This is a genomic window from Limnoglobus roseus (assembly GCF_008254045.1).
Classification (GTDB): Bacteria; Planctomycetota; Planctomycetia; order Gemmatales; family Gemmataceae; genus Limnoglobus; species Limnoglobus roseus.
The window spans coordinates 2,877,905-2,894,862 of the sequence record NZ_CP042425.1 but is presented as its reverse complement, the minus strand read 5'-3'; the positions used below and the strand labels follow the sequence as shown (position 1 = coordinate 2,894,862).

The following is a 16,958-nucleotide window of genomic DNA, read 5'->3' as shown; positions in this document are numbered from 1 at the left end:
TCAAGGAGATGGAATCATGGACTCGGGAACCCTGCAACGCAGCGTGAACGCTGTCAAAGACAGTGCGAACGCCGTCAAGGACACGGTGAAGGGAACGCTGGATAACGTGAGCCGGAAGGGCAGTGAGCCGGAACGCCACCGCGAAGGCCCGATCGCCCGCGGCATCGAAGAGTACACGGCCCAACTGCCGTCGGACACGTTCCTGTGGGCGGCCGGCGCGTCGATGGTCGCCTCGCTCGCCCTCGGGGCGGCCGGCAATAAACACGGTGCGTTGTTCGTCGGACAGTGGGCAGCCCCGTTCCTGTTGCTGGGCGTTTACAACAAACTCGTGAAGGTGGCCGGCTCAGACCGCATCGAACGAGGGTCGGACCGCGGCGAAGCCTTCAGTCGCTAAGCGAAGTCATGATAGTCCTGACAACCTTCGCCCCGTCAACTTGACTCGGCGTTTTATTTCGGACCGATCCACCCATCAATGAGAAGGCCGCCGCTCGGGACGAGCGGCGGCCTTCGATTTTTGTGAACGCTCAGGAACTTTTCTTCGCCCCGTCGTTCACCCCGGGCGTGGTAGAACGGGCGACAGACTCTGGACCCGGTGCAACCATCTTTCCCAACGCCGTCGCGAACCGCCCGCGGCGGGATTTTCTCCGGCCCGTACACTGGCTGTGATAAGCTCGAAGGGTTGCAACCGGAGAGGTCATCGGCCGTGTGGACGTGCTTTGTGCTCGTGGTGGTCGTACCGATCGTCGCCGTAACGGCGTGGGGCACGTACTCGTACCGGAAGTTCCGCCGCACGCCGGCCGCTCAGTGGCGAACCCGCGTCCTCCGACGGACCGCCGAACTGACGCGCGAGTACCACGCCCTTCGCAATGCGGTCACGCCTTCCAACCACGCAACGGTTGAACGGCGACTCTTCGGCGAACACCTCGCGAGTATCCCGGCCGCGGCCGTTCAGCAGTTCACGGGTATCGGGCCGGGCACCGTGGACCGGCTGCGAAGCGCCGGCCTGCGAACGCTCGCCGACCTGATCGACTACCCGTTCCACAACCTTGCCGGCTTCGGCCCGTCGCGGACGGCGGACGTAAAATCGGCGGTGAAGGAACTGCTCGCGGAAGCCCGCCACCGCTTCGACGCGAGCGACTGTCCGAAGGGCCGCGAGTTTCAGCAGTATCTCCAGCGGGCCGAACAGCACGAGCAAACCGAGACGGCCGCCCGGAACGCGAAGCTCGCGGCATTGTCGGCCGACCTCGACGCGCTAAAGCCGCACGCCCAAGTTGCGCAGACGATCACCTGGGCACACTTCCTCCAACACGGCGATGAGCCCATCGAACTTCCGGAAGTACCCGCCGCTCCGGTCGCGACGATTTCGCCTTTGGCCGTGACACCGGTCCCGCCGCCCATTCCGGTGCCGGTGAACGTTCCCCTCGCGGCGAAGCCGACGCCCGTCGGTCCGCTCGCCCCGCCGCGCGTGCCACCGCCCGCGATTCCGAAGACTGCTCCAAAGCCCGTCGATTTGTTCGCACAAGCCCTGGGGTCGTCGGGCGTCGCGCACCAGCCCGGAAGCGAACACTCCGAGTTGCTGAAACTGCGGACGCTCGCCGGATTCGGCCTAATGATCGCAAAGGCCGACGGCCGCATCGCGAAGGCCGAACGGGTGGCCGTGCGGGAGTTCCTCGCATCGCTGTTCAGCCACGATGCCGTCTTGGCCCGGCACATCGACCCGATGATCGAGGTGACCGAGAAGTCAATTCCGCTGGAAGCCGTTGCCCTCGCGAACGTGATCCGTCAAACGACGCCGACCGAGCAGAAAGCCCTCTACCTCGCGGCCGTCAAGATCGCCGATGCCAGTGGAAAGCGGAACCGCCAAGAGAATGAACTGCTCGACCGCCTCGCGGTCGGCCTCGGCGTCGAAACCTTGCCGCCCCCGAAGTCGCCTGCCTCCGAACCGATCAAACCTCTGGCCCCGTCCCCCGTCGCCGCACCCGACTCGCGGCGGGTTCTGGAGATTGAAGCCGGCGTGGACCTGTCAGCCGAGTTGATCCGCCGCCGGTTCACGCTGCTGTTCGAACGTGCCGATCCGGCGAAAGCCGCCGCGATTGGTCCCGAGTTCGCGACAATGGCCGAGAAGAAGCGCACCGACCTGCGGGCCGCTGCCGAGTCGCTAATCGCACCGTTCGGCGTGCCGCTCGACCCGCCGGCCGCCCCGCCCCCGCCGAGCGACATCCGGCACAATCCCGACCTTGACGACATCTTTGGGTAGACTGATTCATTCCGCGTAGCGGGTCGGCCAACGGCCGACCGCGGGCCGCCGCTGGCGTCCCCGTTCCGCGGGAATACATCGACACAACACTCCCGTGAGTACACCCATGCCCGACGCTAAGCCGCCGTCCCTCTTTGACGACCACCCGTTGACCGAACTCGACAAGAAGGCCCACGCGCTGCTCGGCGACAAGGTCGTCGTGAAGTCGCTGGCCGCGTCGTCGGCGTTCCACAGGTTGCCGCGGTACGTGTCGGAATACCTCATCGCCAAGTACGTCAAGCCAGACACCTGGCAGGCCGATCTAGCCAACATTCAGACCAAGATTCGCGATCTGCTGCCGGACTTGGAACACCGCGAGTTGCTGAAGGAGAAGCTGCTCTCCCGCGGCGAAGTCACGCTCATCGACAACGTCGAAGTGCGGATCGACCTCCGCGGCGGGCAGCGGTGGGCACGGGTGCCGGCCCTTGCGGACAACAACGTCCGGGTCCCGGCGAGCATCACCGAACAACATCCCGGCCTCTTGCTCGGCGGGCTGTGGGGCACGGTGAAGGTGAAGTACGCCCCGGAAACCGATGCGGGTGCGCCGAACGAACTGAGCGCGTTCACGCCGTTTCAGGTCGGGCCGCCGGACGTGGCCGCGTTCAAAGCGTCGCGGGCACAGTTCACCACCGATGAGTGGGCCGGCCTCATGCTGCAATCGGCCGGGTACGCGGCCGCCGCCTTCCCCGACCGCCGCACGCGCCTCCTCCTGTTCACGCGCATGGTTCCGCTCGTCGAACGGAACATCAACCTCATCGAACTCGGCCCCCGGCAGACGGGCAAGACGTTCCTGCTGCGGAACCTGTCGCCGCGGGTATTCACCGTGTCCGGCGGCAAGACGACGCCGGCCAACCTGTTCGTGAACCTGAACACCAAGCAGGTCGGCATCCTCGGTACGCGGAAGGTCGTCGTCTTCGACGAGATCGCGCACACGACCTTCGGCGACGGCGACGAGACGGTGTCCACGCTGAAGGACTACATGGAGAGCGGGCACTTCAGCCGTGGGTCGCTCGGGTTCGCCGCCGACGCGGGCTTGGTGTTCGCCGGCAACCTCGACGTGGAGGGCACGCAGCCGCACCCGAAGTACGCCCACCTGCTCGAACCGCTGCCGGAGGCGATCATCGACAGCGCCTTCCACGACCGCATGCACGGCTACCTGCCCGGCTGGGAGGTGCCGAAGATCACGCCCGGCTCGGTGGCTACCGGCGTCGGGTTCGTCACCGACTATTTCGGCGAGGTGCTCGTGCGACTCCGCGACGAGTCGTTCGGCGACGCGGTGCGGGGCGTACCGATGCACGCCGGGCTGACGCGGCGCGATCAGGTCGCCGTCGAACGGCTGGCGTCCGGGTTGTTGAAGCTGCTGCACCCCGATGGGAAGTGGACTGCCGAGGAACTGCTGGATGTCGTGACGTTCGCCAGCGAACTTCGGCAGCGGGTGCACCAGCAGTTGTGCGCGCTGGCCCCCGGCGAGTTCAAGTCGCGACTGATCGCACCGGCGGCCGTGCCGTCGCACACGGCCGAGGACTTGAAGCCGCGGGCGGCCGAGGTGACGGTAGACCGGCTGAACACCGAGGCCGTGGTCGGGGCCGCGACCGGGCTGGCGGTGCTGACCCGCGGCGACCGCGAGTACGGCGGCGACACGATCCTGATTCAAGTGTCCGCGATCAACGGCGGCACCGGCGTGACCGTCACCGGCTTGCACGGCCGCACGCTGAAGGATTCGATCCAGGCGGTGTACAACCTCATCCGCGCGAACTTCCGCGAGTTGAACATCCCCGAACAGCGGCTAAAAACGCAGTCGCTCGCGGTGCACCTCGTGAAGATCGCGGAGCCGAAGGACGGCCCGTCGGCGGGACTGGCATTCCTGGTGGGGATGGTGTCGGCCCTCACGAACCGGCCGATCAAGCCGGGGTTCGCGTTCAGCGGCGAAGTCGCCCTGCACGGCGAGGTCGGACCGGTCGGCGGGTTGCTCCACAAGATCGCGGCCGCCGTGCGTGCGGGTCGGAAGACGGTGCTCATCTCCGCGGGTAACGCGAACGTCATCCCACAACTTCCCGACGACGTGCGGAACGCCATCGACGTGCGGCCGATCGCAACGGCGAAGGAAGCGATCGCGCTGGCCTTCGACTGAGCGAACGGCAAGGAACTTGCGTCGTGAGTGGAGTGCGGTTCGCCCGATCCGAACCACTCCGACGCGAGGGCCGAGTCATGCCACAGGGTGACAAGAACAAGTACACCGACAAGCAGAAGCGGCAAGCCGAACACATCGAGGAAGGCTACGAGAAGAATGGCGTGCCGAAGAAAGAGGCCGAGGCCCGCGCGTGGGCCACGGTGAACAAGATCGACGGCGGCGGTAAGAAGAGCGGCTCCGGCCGCGGCAAAGCGACGAACAAGGCCCCGGCGAAGAAGGGTGGGGCGAAAGGCGGAGCGGCATCGGCCGCCCGACCGGCGGCTGCGAAGTCGGCGACGGCCAAGAAGGCCGCCGCGACGCGGGCGAAGAACAAAGCGAAGGCTTGAGCTGCTCCGAAGAATGTAGCCGCAGGCTTTAGCCTGCGAGAGACTCCCGTCCACGGGCGACAGATACCCGTGGGCGGGAGTCTCTCGCAGGCTAAAGCCTGCGGCTACAACTCGTATTACTTCTTCTGCAAGTACGCGACCAAGTCCCGAATCTCCTCGTCCTTCAGCGAGTCGAACAACCCTTCCGGCATCACCGAGTTGTTCGTCGGCGTCCGCTTCTCGATGTCTTCCTTCGCGATCACGATCTGCTCGTTGGCCGTCCGCACCGTCACCGATTGGGCCGTCTCCTTCTTCACCAACCCCGTCACCACGCGGCCGTCGAGCAGGTTGAACTGCACCATCTTGTAGTCGAACGGCACCACCGCGTTCGGGTCGAGGACGTTCTCCAGCACGTAGTCGAGGACGCCACGCTGACTGCCGGTGAGTTCCGGCCCCACGTCGCCGCCCTCGCCGAACAACTTGTGGCAGGTGGCGCAACTCTTCGTGAACAGCGTCTTGCCGCGGGTCGCGTCGGCGGCCTTCAAGTAGTCTGGCGTCAGCAGGGCCTTGAGCTTCTTCGTCTGCTCGGCCCGCGTCGCACTCGCGGCCTTCACCGTGCCCCAGACGGTCGTGAGCTTGGCCGTCACGTCCTTGTTGTTCAGGGCGATGATCTGCCGGGCCGTGAACGCGGTGATGTCGCCCTTCGGAATCTGGCCCTTCTCCACGGCGTCGAGCAGCGCGAGGGCGAACGCTGGCCGGGCCGCGAGCGTCAGAACGGCGTCGGCCTTCTCTTCGGCCGTGAGGCTGGCGTACAGCGGGAGAATCTTGGCCGGGATGGTCGCATCGGAATAGCCCGCTAGCCCGCGGATGGCGACGCCGCGGACCTTCGGATCGGTCAGCCAGTTCTGCAACGTCGTCGCGAAGTCTTGCGGCTTCACCGGCAGCAATTTCTCGATGGCCCGGCGGCGGTCCTCGGCCGGCAGTTTGTCGTTCGCGCCCTGGAATGCCAGCAGCACCACGGCCCGTTGGTCGCCGAACTTCAGGGCGATGTCATCGGCGAGTTCCCGGATGGCGAGGTTCCGCTCGGTCGAGAGCTTCTCGTACACGTCCTGCCAACTCGCCGGCGGCTTCACGCTCTTGCGGTCCTCGAACGCCTGTTGAATCCCGAGCAGGATGTCTTGCCGCGTGTCGTCGTTGTCGGCGAGTTTCAGAATCGGGAACACGGCGTCGAGTTGCTTCGTCGCGTCGCTGTTCGGCAGCGACAGCACGAGGTGGACGATGTTCGCCCGCACGCGGCGGATAGCGACGGCGTTGACAAGTTTCAACGCCTCGGCCGGCTTCGCGAGGGCGGCCGGCTGGATGCCGAGCCAGTAGAGTTGCGTGAGCTTGTCGTCGGCGTTGTCGGCCGCGTTGCTGAACAGCCCTTGCGCGAACGCCCACAGATCGGAGTCGTTCGGCGACAATTTGCTCATCCCGATTGCGTATCCTGCACGCTCGGCCGGGGTGGTGCCTTGCTTGACGGCGCTCGTGTTGTTCCGCATCGCCTCCGCGCTGCCGGTTCGCCGGGCGATCCAGGTTCGGAGCAGCGGTTGCACCACGTCGCCCCCGAAGTCAGGAGCGTGTCCGCACGCTTCGTGGGCCCACAGCAACCGCAGGTCGGCGGCCTCGGCCCCCGGCTTGTGCGAGTACGCCGGCAGGTTCACAACGACCCCGATGCCGTCCTTCACGGACCGCTCTTGCAGCACCCGCCGGGCCTTCCGCGATAGCCATTCGTTCGGGCTAGTGACGAGCTTGTGCAACTCATCGAGCGGCATCGTGCTCACGTCCCCCGCGAACTTCTTCGGCTTCCCGTAGGCCACGCGGTAGATGCGACCGTTGGTGGTGTCGGCCACGTCGTAGTTGTGGCACTCGCCGGTGTCGCTCCAGTCGCTCACGTACAGTGCCCCCTCCGGCCCTTGCTTCACGCAGATGCCGCGGAACCACGGGTCGTTGGCGAACAGGAAGTCCGGCCGCCGCACGCCTTTCATTCCGCTCGGGGTGCGTTCGAGGCCGTCGTTGTTCAGGCGATTGCCGTGGATGTTGCAGGTGAACAGGGTGTTGCGGTACTCCTTCGGGAAGTTGTCGCCGAGGTAGATCGCCGCCCCGCTGTGGGCGTGGCCGCCGCCGGCATCGTCGTGCGACTTCTGGATCGCGCCGGTCTTCTTGTCCGCCCGGCTCTCGGTCCAGTGGCCGCCGGCCCAGTGCTTGTAGTCCACGCAACTGCTCATCAGGCCGAAGGTGTATGGGTTCGAGTCCTGCCCGTACATCCGCTGATAGCGCCCGCCCGGCACGACGTGGAAGAGGTGGTCGATCACGCAGTTGGTGATGAACATTTCGCCGTGCTCGTCGAAGTCGAGACCCCACGGGTTCGTCGTGCCGGTGGCAACGACCTCGAACACCTTCCGCGTCGGGTGGTACTTCCAGACGCCGCAGTCCATGTACGTCCGCTTGTCTTGCGGCGTGCCGGGGGCACCGACCCATGACTTGGTCTGGATGCCGTTGCACCCGTAGAGCCAGCCGTCCGGGCCCCAGATGAGGCTGTTGAAGGCGTTGTGCTTCGCATCCTTCAGGTTCCAGCCGTCGAGCATGACCTGCGGTTCGCCGCTCGGCTTGTCGTCCTTGATCGGGATGAACACGAGGTTCGGCGTGGAGCAGAGCCAGACGCCGCCGAAGCCGAGTTCGATTCCGGACAGGTTGACGCCGTTGTCGAGGACAACGGTCTTCTTGTCGTGGACGCCGTCGCCGTCGGTGTCTTCGAGAATGATGACGCGGTCATTCCCTTTGCCGTCGGCCCTCCACTTGGGGTAGCTCAGGCACTCGACCACCCACATGCGGCCGCGGTCGTCGAAGGTGAACGCGATCGGCTGCACTACGTCCGGTTCGCCGGCGAACAACGTCACGTTGAAGCCGGGCGGGGCCTTCATAGCGGCGGCCGCGTCCTTTGTGGGGACGGGCTTGTCCGCGGCTCGGGCGAGCAGGGTGAGGAACAGGAGGAGAAGCAGCCAGCGCATGGGGAGGGTTCCGGTACGGATGGAGTGCGATCGGGGTGGGTGGTATGATAATGACAATCGAAGGAGGGTGCGAGATGTCGGCGACCGCGGCGAAGCTGATTACGGCCGAAGAGTTCAGCAAGATGCCCGATCTGGTTGATGGCTCGAAACAGGAACTCGTGCGGGGAGTGATTGTTACCATGCCACCAACCAAAGGCCGTCACGGTTTCGTTCAGGCGAACATCGCCATCCTCCTCGGTGGATTCGTCAAAACCAATCGGCTGGGGTGGGTTGTGACGGAATCCGGCACCGTTCTGGAACGTGATCCGGACACCGTGCGCGGCCCGGACGTTTCCTTCTACAGCATTACCCGGCACCCCGATCTACCCGACGAATGGTTCGAGATTCCGCCCGACTTGGCGGTCGAAGTGTTGTCTCCGAGTGACCGCCGTGGGAGAGTGCGGGAAAAGGTTCGAGAGTACCTCGCCAACGGCGTTCGCATCGTCTGGTTGGTCGACCCCGACCCGCAAACCGTGACCGTCTACGCCGGCACGCTCCGCGGCGTCGAGTTCGATTCGACCGACACGCTCGATGCGGCCGACGTTCTGCCGGGTTTCACCTGCCAGATCGCCGATTTCTTCGCCTGAACGGGTGGACATTGGGTGGTTGCTACTTTCCCGGTCGCATTCATCTTCCGCGTGTACTTCTGCTCGCCGATCCACACGATCAGCGATTCGCCCTCCCAGCCGAGGTGCGACATCTCGCCCTTCGCCAGCGGTAGCAACACGCCGGACAAGCGGCTGGTCGGGTCAAACATCAGCACGCTCAGCGGCGTCGGTCCAATCGCGTAGCAGCATGTCCTAAGCCACGGCCGCAGTCGTCAGCGGCAATGCGAGGAGCGTTCTCATTTCGCCTCCTTCTTCCAATCCCGCCACAGCCAGCGGAGCGAGTCGGGCAGGAGGGCCGCGCCGTGCTTGCTGTTGTGGCCGCCGTCGCCGTAGACGAACTTGTAGTCGTAGTCCTTGTACCGCAGCGCCGCCGTCATCGAGACGTTCGCCAGCGGCCAGTGGCCGTGCAGGTTGTCCAGGTCGTTCGAGCCGTCTTGCAGGAAGAAGCGGATCGGCTTGCGCTCGGTCTTGCGGATGAGACCGGGGTACACGTCGCCGTGGCGGATGTTCGTGAAGCTGCCGACGTGCGAAAGCACCTTGCTGAACAGGTCGGGGCGCTCCCACGCGGCGGTGAACGCACAAATGCCGCCGGAACTAATCCCGCAGACCGCACGGCTTGCCGCGTCGTGCCGAAGTTTGACCGTCTTCTCGACCTCCGGCAGAATCTCTTTCTCCAAGAACGTCGCATATTGCGGTGACGGCGTGTCGTACTCGAAACTCCGGTTCGACCGCTTGTCCTTGAACGTGCCGGGGTTGATGAAGATGCCCACCGTGACCGGCATCTCGCCGGCGTGAATGAGGTTGTCGAAGACGATCGGCGTGCGGTAGCCGCCGGTCGGGTTCTGGTAGCCGCTGCCGTCCTGGAAGATCATCACGCACGCGGGCGTCTCGGCCTTGTACTGGGCCGGCACGTACACCCAGTAGTCGCGCGACGTGCCGTCGAAGACCTTGCTCTCCCACTTGTGGGCGGTGATCGTGCCCTTCGGCACGTCGGCCTTCAGGGTCGCTTCCGGGGGCAGGGTGTAGGCGTCGGCGGCAAAGGTCGCCGGGGTGGACGCCCAGAGAACGGCCGAGAGGATCGCGAAACGCATTCGACAACCTTTCGTGAAGACGCGCGGGAGGGGCCGGCGATCGGGGGGGTGAGCGGACAGCGTATCACGCCCGCGGCCCCGGTTCAACGGTCGGCCGCCGAATCGCGGGCCGAATCACATTCCCTCCCCCTTGAGGGGAAGGGAACCGAACCACCATCGCCTTTCGACGTGGAGTCTCTTCCCATGCCTTCGATCGTGCCGACCGCCTGGCCGAAACCGCTGATGGCCCCGAAGTGGGCCGATCTCACCGTGCGAACCCCCGCACCGCTCAGCCCGATGCCGCCGATGGCCGCGGAGACGGTGATCCAAACCGAGACGCCGCGAACCGTGGCGTGGCCCGACACCCGGCCGCTGAGCGAGGACCAGCCAACCGACCACTACCTCCGGTCAGAGGTGTTCGGGCCGGCCGCCGACGGGGCACTGCTCGCCGACATCGTGGCCGTGATCCCGCACCCGATCGTCGCGCTGAACGCCAGCGGGCAGATCGTCTTCTGGTCGGACGCCGCGACGGAGACCTTCGGCTGGACCTCCGAAGAGGTTGTCGGCCGGCCGCCGAGTTTCCTGCCGCCGGACCGCTTCACGGAACACACCCGGCAGTTCGTGCGGGCCACGGCCGGCGTTCGCGTGCGGGAATTCGCCACCGATCGCTACCACCGCGACGGCCGCCGCATTCCCGTGTTGGTGTCGATGGCCGTGGACGCCGGCGGCGGCGTGGTGTGCGTCTACCAACTGATGCCGCAAGACATCCCGGTGGCCGTGCCGATCGACGAGCCGAAGGCGGACGTGCGAAGCGAACAGTCGCGAAAACTGGAAACGCTCGGCCGGGTGGCGGCGGGGGTCGTCCACGACCTGAACAACCTGCTCGCGGTCATCGGCGGGAACGCGGACTTGTTGGTAGGATGCCTGTCGCCGACCGATCCCGGCCACGCCTACGCGGGCGTCATCCGGGCCTGCGCCCAGCACGCGGCCGCCCTCACGACCCGCGCACTGAGTTTCGCGAAGCCGACCCAATCGCCGCCCGTCGCGGTGAATCTGAGCAGCGTTGTTACGGACCTTGACCCGTTCCTGCGGGCCATCGCCGGGCCGCGGATCGCGTGCGTCATTTCGCCCGGCGACCGCCTGCCGCCCGTCTGGGCCGACCGCGGCCACTTGGAGCAGGTGATCGTGAACCTCGTGACGAACGCCCGCGACGCGCTGCGGTCCGGCGGGGTCGTCGGCCTGCGCACGTCGGCCGTCACGGTTGACCCCGGTCGTGCCGGCTGGCCCACCGACCGTCCCTCGGGCCGGTACCTCTGTCTGACGGTTGCCGACAACGGCCGCGGGACGGACGACCCGATGCGGGCCGTCAAGCCGAACGCGAACGTCTGGCAAGGGCTCGCGACGGTCCGCGAAATCGTCGAGCGATACCGCGGCCACATTGAGGCCGACAGCGAGCCGGACCTGGGGACGGTGTTCCGCATTTACTTCCCGGCGATGCCGTCGAAGGACGACCGCACGGCGAACCGCACCATCCCGCACGCGGGCGAATCGGCGCTGCTGGTGGACGACGACGAGAGCGTGCGGGCCATCGCAAGGGTCGTGCTGGAGTCGGTCGGCTACGGCGTCATCGAGGCCGCCACCGGCGACGAGGCCGTTCGCCTCGCACGGGCGGTGCGGAACATCGACTTGCTCGTCACCGACATGGTGCTGCCGGGGCTGAGCGGGCGGAAGGTCATGGACCGCCTGCGGGCCACCCGGCCGGACCTGCCGGTCGTGCTGATCTCTGGCTACCCTCAGCCGCAGTATGAGCCGGAGTCGGCGACGCACTTCGTGAAGAAGCCGTTCCTCCCGCCGGACCTGTTGGCCGCCGTGCGGAAGGTCACGCGCGAAGTCGCAGTTTCGTAGGGTCGTGCCTCGATCACCCGGCCCATCAAATCGACTGAGCCCGCCGCCGCCGGCAGTGGGCTTCGTCGCGGACCCATCGACACGACTAATGCCCGCCACATCGGCCCCTCGGCTTGTCACCTCGCTCATCCGTCCTAACATAGTTTCGCACTAAGACCCTCCCAGGGCGGACGCGGACACCCCCATGACGCAGCCGGCGATTCAGGTTCAAGACCTCACGAAGAACTACGGCCCCGTCGTGGCCGTCGACCGGATCAACTTCGAAGTCGCCCCCGGCGAACTCGTCGGCTTCCTCGGCAACAACGGGGCCGGTAAGTCCACCACCATGCGGGTGCTCACCACGTTCCTGCCCGCCAGTTCCGGCTACGCCCGCGTGAACGGGTTCGACGTGATGTACCAGTCGGACGACGTTCGCAAGCACCTCGGCTACCTCCCCGAGAGCGTGCCGCTGTACTCGGAGATGCGGGTCGAAGAATACCTGCAATACCGGGCGAAGCTCAAGAGCGTGGACCGCACCACGCGCACGAAGCGGATCGACTACTGCCTCGACCGCTGTCGCATCAAGGGCGTCCGCCGCCGCTTGCTCGGCACGCTGTCGAAGGGCTACCGCCAACGGGTCGGCCTCGCGGACACCCTGCTCGCCGACCCGAAGGTGCTGATCCTCGACGAACCGCTCTCCGGCCTCGACCCGGTGCAGCAAGAGGAGACGCTGAAGGCCGTGAAGGAACTCGGCGGCCAGCACACGGTGCTGTTCAGCAGTCACCACCTGCCGGACGTAGAGAAGGTGTGCGACCGCGTCATCATCATCAACCGCGGGCGGATCAAGTTCGACGGCAAACTCTCGGCGATTGCCGCGAGCGTGCCGACGGTGGTCGTCGAAGCCCGCGGCACGACGGCGCAACTCGAACCGCTACTCCTCGGCATCAACGGCGTGTTGGAAATCAAGCCGATCACGGCCGAGGCACCCGCCGAAGGCTTCGCCGCCTTCGAGGTTCACGCCGAGCCGGGACTGGACGTGCGCGAGAAGGTGGCCGGCCGGTTGCACGAAAAGGGCCACCCGATCCGCCGGCTGGAACAGCGGCGCGAGAAGCTCGAAGACATCTACATGCGGTCGGCGATGCGAGGCGAGTGATAACGATTTGTTCGGCAAGTGAGGGCTTCTGGGGTGGACGAGCCGTTAGACGTGTCGCTCGTCCGCCTGATCGCCGACCCCGAGCGGTTCCGCGGACGCTTAGTGCGGGTGATCGGCTACTTGGTGTTCGAGTTCGAGGGCAACGCCCTGTATTTACACGGGGACGACGCCCTGTTCTCGATCTCTGCCAACGCCCTCGCGGTGGAGGCCACGCAAGACATGCGTGAGCGGCGGACATCGCTCGGCGGGTACGCCTTGCTGGAGGCGGCGTTTGACCCAGACGTGACCGGGCACCGGGGCGTGTTCTCTAGCGGCGGGTTGGTGCGGGTGAGGCGGTGCCAGAGTTGGCCGCCCGAGTGTTTGCGGCGGCCTCTACCCGCCGACGCCAAGCCTGGCGCGGCAACCGGGAGTCCGTAACCCGCCGAGTTTCGTTTTAGCGTGATATTGAGGCATCCATGAGCGAACTGCGGTCGGCCGAATTAGCCCCCTCGGAAGAACGGACCGACGAACCCGGCTTCACGCAGATCGTCGGTCTGGCGGGCGCGGGGTTCGCCGTCCTCGGCATCATCGTCATCGCGTTCAGCCAGTCCAGCCCGCGGATGATCCCGGTGTCGTGGGCGTACATGATGACGGCCGCCGGCCTGCTGGCGATGTTCTACCACGCCCTCCGCGACGGCTCCCTCGAAATCCGCCGGGCGTACTTCTGGATCGGCGTCGCACTGCTCGCCGTGATGGGCGTCTCGATCGCCCTCGCCCAGTTCGGCGGTGATCGTGTGCCCCTTGTGAAGTCTCTCGCGTGGGCTCCGCTACTCGGCTTCCTCGGCCTCGTCTTCACCACCACCGCCCTCCGGCACGAAACCGACGACTGGCACGTCCGCCTCGGCCTCCAGGCGCTCTTGATTGCTGGCACCGTTCTCAGCATTGGCACTGTCGTGCTGGCTGTCATCCTGCCGGACACGATCGTCGGCCCCGGCGTGCTGTACGGCCTGCTCGGCCTCGGCTTCGTGATGGCGTTCTTGTCGCGGGTGGACACCGGCGACGGCCCCGGCTTCCTGGTCGCGTCCGCCCTCGGCGTTCTCGGCGGGGCGGCACTGTTGTACGCCCTCGGCCGTGCGGTCTTCCCGACGATCCTGTACGAAGGCCCGCCGGCGCTGAAGAACGCCTACCAAGTTCTCGACCCCTGGAAGACGCTCGCTCGCGGGGCCATCGTCCTGTTCTGCGTGGGCGTGGCGGCGTGGGGCGGGTTGAACAGGAACCTGCCGGCGTGGCTCCGTGGCGGGTTGGCGTTGCTCGGCCTCGGGTTCGCCGGGGTGTTCGTCGCGGCGTCGGTCAACACCTTCGCCCTACCGTCGCCGAAACCGTTCCTCGTGCCGCACGGCCTCTTGCTCGGCGGCCTCGGCCTCGTGTATCTGGCGTTCTCGCTCGGCCTCGTCTCCGACAGCCCTCTGATCGCGATGACTCGCCGGGAACTGGCCAGCTACTTCTACTCGCCGATCGCCTACGTCGTCTTGCTCGGCATGGCCGTGATCGAGTTCATCGGCTACTGGCTGTTCCTCGGCGTCATTCTCCGAGCGGGGCCGACCGGCCCGCGACCGTTCCCGGAACCTGTGCTGCAAGCGTTCGTGCCGGGCACGTTCCTCGGACCGATCGCCGTCGTGTTCCTCATCCCCGCGCTGACGATGCGGCTGTTCAGCGAGGAACGCCGCAGCGGCACGATGGAAGTCCTCATCACCGCCCCGGTGAGCGAGTGGACGATCGTGCTGAGCAAGTTCCTCGGGTCGTGGTTCTTCTACATGCTGACGTGGTTGCCAATGGGCCTGTACCTGCTCGGCCTGCGGTTCGAGGGCGGGCAGGCGTTCGACTACCGGCCGCTGCTCGGCCTGTACATCGCCATCGGCGTGTGCGGCATGGGCTTCGTTGCGATGGGCCTGTTCTTCTCCAGCCTGACGAAGAACCAGATCATCGCGGCCGTGCTGACGTTCATGGCCATGCTCTTGATGCTGTCGCTGTACTGGTACACGTACTTCACGCGGGTCGGCGAAGGGGCCATCCGCGAACTGCTGAACGCTCTGTCGATCGCGTCGTACTGGAGCACTTGGGAACAGGCGGCGAGCGGGCAGTTGATGGTCCGTGACCTCGTCCTGCACGGGTCGCTGGCGGTGTTCTGGCTGTTCCTCACGGTGAAGTCGTTGGAATCGCGGAAGTGGGGCTAAAGTCCCCGGTATTGCGCACGAGGTGGTTTTGATGAGTTCCTCCCCGACGACCGAACCGCGGGCGATGCCCGTCAACGTGGCGGCGCTGCTGTTCGCGCTCGCCGCGCTGTGGGTCGTGCCCGCCGCGTGGTGCGGCTACAAGCTCGCCGTCCCGCCCGCCGCCCCGGTTACGGACGCGGGTAAGGACGACAAGGAGAAAGCCGAGGCGGACAAGGCCGTGCTGGCCGCGACCGACGTGAACCGGCCGACGTACATCGTCGTTCTGGCCCTCGCGGCCGTCGGCATCATCGGTTCGCTCGGCGGCGGCCTGTGGCTGTCGGCTAACCCGGCCGGTCGGGATCGAGTGTTGCTGTTGCTCGCCGGCGGTTTGACCGGCCTCCTGCTCATGGCCCTCGGCGTCTGGTTCGTCATCGACGAGTATCAACTGCTCGCGAACTGGCTGAACCGCAAGCCGATCAAGACACGCGACCTGTGGCGGGTCATCGTCCCGGCCCTCGTGTTCCTCGTCGGCACCGGCGTGGCCTTCCTCGCCGCCCAACCGGCTCGCCAAGAAGAGCGACACAACCAGACGGCCCGCCGCCTCGTCTACGGCACCAGCGTCGTCGTCACCGGCTTGCTGTTGTTCGGCGCCCTCGTGCTGGTCAACGGGTTCGTCGCCGTGCGGTTGCCGAACCGCCTCGACACGACGCAGACCGGTTACTACACGATCAGCCCGGCGACCGAACAGTACGTCCGCGACCTCACCGAGAAGGTGACGGTCTATAGCTTCGGCAACATCCAACAGAGCGGACAGGACGAGACGCAGGCGCTCTTGACCGCGTGCCAGGAAGTCAATCCGGCGAACTTCATCATGCGGAACGTCGGCCGGGGGACGGGTCCGGCCGAGTTGCAGAAGTTGCGGGTGAAGTTCCCGGCCGTGGACTTCGGCAACGTCGCGATGATCCTGGCCCTCGGTGAAGACGAAAAGCGGTACTCGTCCGTCCGCGACTCGGACATGGTCCGCCAAGAGAACCCCGAGGGCGAAGGCCCGCCGCGGATCTTCTACGAGGGGGAAACTCGCCTCGTCCGCGAACTGCTGTTCCTCAGCGAGGGCAAGAACAAGTCCACGGTCTACTTCACCCAGAGCAACGGCGAACTCTCCATCGTCGCGGCGGGCCGCCGCCCGGCCCCCGACCGCTCCGCAACGGAGTTGAAGACCTACCTCGAGAAGATGAACCTCCAGGTGGAGCCGTTGCCGTTCGACCCGAAGGTCGGCAAGTTGCCCGACGACGCATCCGTGATCGTCGTCGCCGACCCGACGCTGCCGCTCAGCAAAGAACTCGCCGACGCCCTCCAGAAGTTCATGACCGAGCCGCGGCCGAACGGGAAGCAGGGGAAACTTTTCGTCCTGAGCGCCCCGCACCCGACGCCGAACGGCGACGGTGTCCAGCCGACGGGGATGGAAGAACTCCTGAAGGGGTTCAACGTCCAACTCACCCCGGCGTTCCTGTTCAACCCGCCGCCGGGCGAGCAGTTCGGGGCCGACACGGTCCTCGGCTTCGCGTCGGCCGAGTTGCAGGCGGCCGGGCAACCCGTCGCCCTGTCGCTCCCGCCGGCCGCCCGACTCGCCCCGGTCGTGCTGTCGCACATCCGGTCGCTGGAAGTCCTCCCGAACGGCAACCCCGCCGTTCAAACGATTCCCCTCATTGAGACGCTCGGCGGCCGGGAATTTTACACGTGGCAGGAAACCGAACCGCAGCCCGACCCCGACCAGACGCTGAGGAAGTTCATGGCGATGGCGAAGGCGAACCAGCGGGAGACGATGACCAAGAAAAAAGTCTCGGTCGCCCCGGTCCCGCTCGCGGCCATCGCCAGTGAGGGCGAGAAGCCGCGGCTGATCGTCGTGGGGGCGGGCGAGCTGTTCAACGACGCGGCGGCCGCCGCCCGGCGGGGCGACAACCCGGCGTTCCGGTTCGTCGCCGCCGGCGTCGACTGGCTCCGCGACCGCCCGGTCGTGGACGTGGCGAACAAGCAGTACGGCTTCTACACCCCGCCGGCCAAGATGGACGCGATGCGGCTGTTGTTCTTGCCGTTCGGCGTCCTCGTGCTGGCCATCGTGGGGCTGGCCGCCGGCGTCTGGGTCGTCCGCCGCACGTAACCGCACTCGATT

At 66.3% G+C, this 16,958-nt stretch carries 13 protein-coding genes; 11 read left to right on the top strand and 2 right to left on the bottom strand.

The features are described from left to right. Window positions 1–85 precede the first annotated feature (85 nt). The 4 genes from PX52LOC_RS12095 to PX52LOC_RS12080 all read left to right on the top strand — a co-directional run bounded on the left by PX52LOC_RS12095 (window position 86) and on the right by PX52LOC_RS12080 (window position 4,813). Window positions 86–394: a hypothetical protein gene (locus tag PX52LOC_RS12095; protein WP_218575436.1), complete on the top strand. Its 309-nt coding sequence runs from the start codon at window positions 86–88 to the stop codon at window positions 392–394. Window positions 395–703: 309 nt separating this feature from the next. Next, window positions 704–2,257 carry a tellurite resistance TerB family protein gene (locus PX52LOC_RS12090; protein WP_149110339.1) on the top strand — a complete coding sequence of 518 codons (1,554 nt, stop codon included), beginning with the start codon at window positions 704–706 and terminating at the stop codon, window positions 2,255–2,257. A 106-nt stretch (window positions 2,258–2,363) separates the two neighbouring features. Further along, complete coding sequence (brxL, locus tag PX52LOC_RS12085) at window positions 2,364–4,427, top strand: BREX system Lon protease-like protein BrxL (RefSeq protein ID WP_149110338.1); 2,064 nt, start codon at window positions 2,364–2,366, stop codon at window positions 4,425–4,427. Window positions 4,428–4,504: 77 nt separating this feature from the next. Next, window positions 4,505–4,813 carry a plasmid stabilization protein gene (locus PX52LOC_RS12080; protein WP_149110337.1) on the top strand — a complete coding sequence of 103 codons (309 nt, stop codon included), beginning with the start codon at window positions 4,505–4,507 and terminating at the stop codon, window positions 4,811–4,813. Window positions 4,814–4,929: 116 nt separating this feature from the next. On the opposite strand, the gene PX52LOC_RS12075 is transcribed toward PX52LOC_RS12080, so the two are convergent. Next, window positions 4,930–7,842: a PVC-type heme-binding CxxCH protein gene (locus PX52LOC_RS12075; protein WP_149110336.1), complete on the bottom strand. Its 2,913-nt coding sequence runs from the start codon at window positions 7,840–7,842 to the stop codon at window positions 4,930–4,932. 74 nt (window positions 7,843–7,916) lie between these two features. Here PX52LOC_RS12075 and PX52LOC_RS12070 point away from each other — a divergent pair, with 74 nt between their 5' ends. Together PX52LOC_RS12070 and PX52LOC_RS12065 are read left to right on the top strand one after the other, a co-directional pair. Next, window positions 7,917–8,468: a Uma2 family endonuclease gene (locus PX52LOC_RS12070; RefSeq protein ID WP_168218938.1), complete on the top strand. Its 552-nt coding sequence runs from the start codon at window positions 7,917–7,919 to the stop codon at window positions 8,466–8,468. 15 nt (window positions 8,469–8,483) lie between these two features. Then, on the top strand, window positions 8,484–8,672 hold the full coding sequence (locus PX52LOC_RS12065; protein WP_149110334.1) for a hypothetical protein: 189 nt from the start codon (window positions 8,484–8,486) through the stop codon (window positions 8,670–8,672). Between the two features lie 53 nt (window positions 8,673–8,725). On the opposite strand, the gene PX52LOC_RS12060 is transcribed toward PX52LOC_RS12065, so the two are convergent. Then, on the bottom strand, window positions 8,726–9,580 hold the full coding sequence (locus PX52LOC_RS12060; protein ID WP_149110333.1) for an alpha/beta hydrolase: 855 nt from the start codon (window positions 9,578–9,580) through the stop codon (window positions 8,726–8,728). 183 nt (window positions 9,581–9,763) lie between these two features. Between PX52LOC_RS12060 and PX52LOC_RS12055 the strand changes: the two genes are divergently transcribed. The 5 genes from PX52LOC_RS12055 to PX52LOC_RS12035 all read left to right on the top strand — a co-directional run bounded on the left by PX52LOC_RS12055 (window position 9,764) and on the right by PX52LOC_RS12035 (window position 16,946). Further along, a complete protein-coding gene (locus PX52LOC_RS12055; protein ID WP_149110332.1) occupies window positions 9,764–11,464 on the top strand; it encodes a hybrid sensor histidine kinase/response regulator in 1,701 nt (566 codons plus the stop codon). Between the two features lie 184 nt (window positions 11,465–11,648). Next, on the top strand, window positions 11,649–12,596 hold the full coding sequence (locus tag PX52LOC_RS12050) for an ABC transporter ATP-binding protein (protein WP_149110331.1): 948 nt from the start codon (window positions 11,649–11,651) through the stop codon (window positions 12,594–12,596). A gap of 33 nt (window positions 12,597–12,629) precedes the next feature. Next, window positions 12,630–13,013 (top strand): hypothetical protein, encoded by a 384-nt coding sequence (locus PX52LOC_RS12045; protein WP_149110330.1) that lies wholly within the window; start codon window positions 12,630–12,632, stop codon window positions 13,011–13,013. Window positions 13,014–13,051: 38 nt separating this feature from the next. After that, a complete protein-coding gene (locus tag PX52LOC_RS12040; protein ID WP_149110329.1) occupies window positions 13,052–14,809 on the top strand; it encodes an ABC transporter permease in 1,758 nt (585 codons plus the stop codon). 31 nt (window positions 14,810–14,840) lie between these two features. Continuing rightward, complete coding sequence (locus PX52LOC_RS12035) at window positions 14,841–16,946, top strand: Gldg family protein (protein WP_149110328.1); 2,106 nt, start codon at window positions 14,841–14,843, stop codon at window positions 16,944–16,946. Window positions 16,947–16,958: the final 12 nt, after the last annotated feature.

Coding starts and splice junctions, on each gene's coding strand:
- PX52LOC_RS12035 (WP_149110328.1), top strand. CDS start 14,841: ATGAGTTCCTCCCCGACGACCGAACCGCGGGCGATGCCCGTCAACGTG.
- PX52LOC_RS12060 (WP_149110333.1), bottom strand. CDS start 9,580: ATGCGTTTCGCGATCCTCTCGGCCGTTCTCTGGGCGTCCACCCCGGCG.
- PX52LOC_RS12075 (WP_149110336.1), bottom strand. CDS start 7,842: ATGCGCTGGCTGCTTCTCCTCCTGTTCCTCACCCTGCTCGCCCGAGCC.
- PX52LOC_RS12040 (WP_149110329.1), top strand. CDS start 13,052: ATGAGCGAACTGCGGTCGGCCGAATTAGCCCCCTCGGAAGAACGGACC.
- PX52LOC_RS12050 (WP_149110331.1), top strand. CDS start 11,649: ATGACGCAGCCGGCGATTCAGGTTCAAGACCTCACGAAGAACTACGGC.
- PX52LOC_RS12070 (WP_168218938.1), top strand. CDS start 7,917: ATGTCGGCGACCGCGGCGAAGCTGATTACGGCCGAAGAGTTCAGCAAG.
- brxL (WP_149110338.1), top strand. CDS start 2,364: ATGCCCGACGCTAAGCCGCCGTCCCTCTTTGACGACCACCCGTTGACC.
- PX52LOC_RS12055 (WP_149110332.1), top strand. CDS start 9,764: ATGCCTTCGATCGTGCCGACCGCCTGGCCGAAACCGCTGATGGCCCCG.
- PX52LOC_RS12080 (WP_149110337.1), top strand. CDS start 4,505: ATGCCACAGGGTGACAAGAACAAGTACACCGACAAGCAGAAGCGGCAA.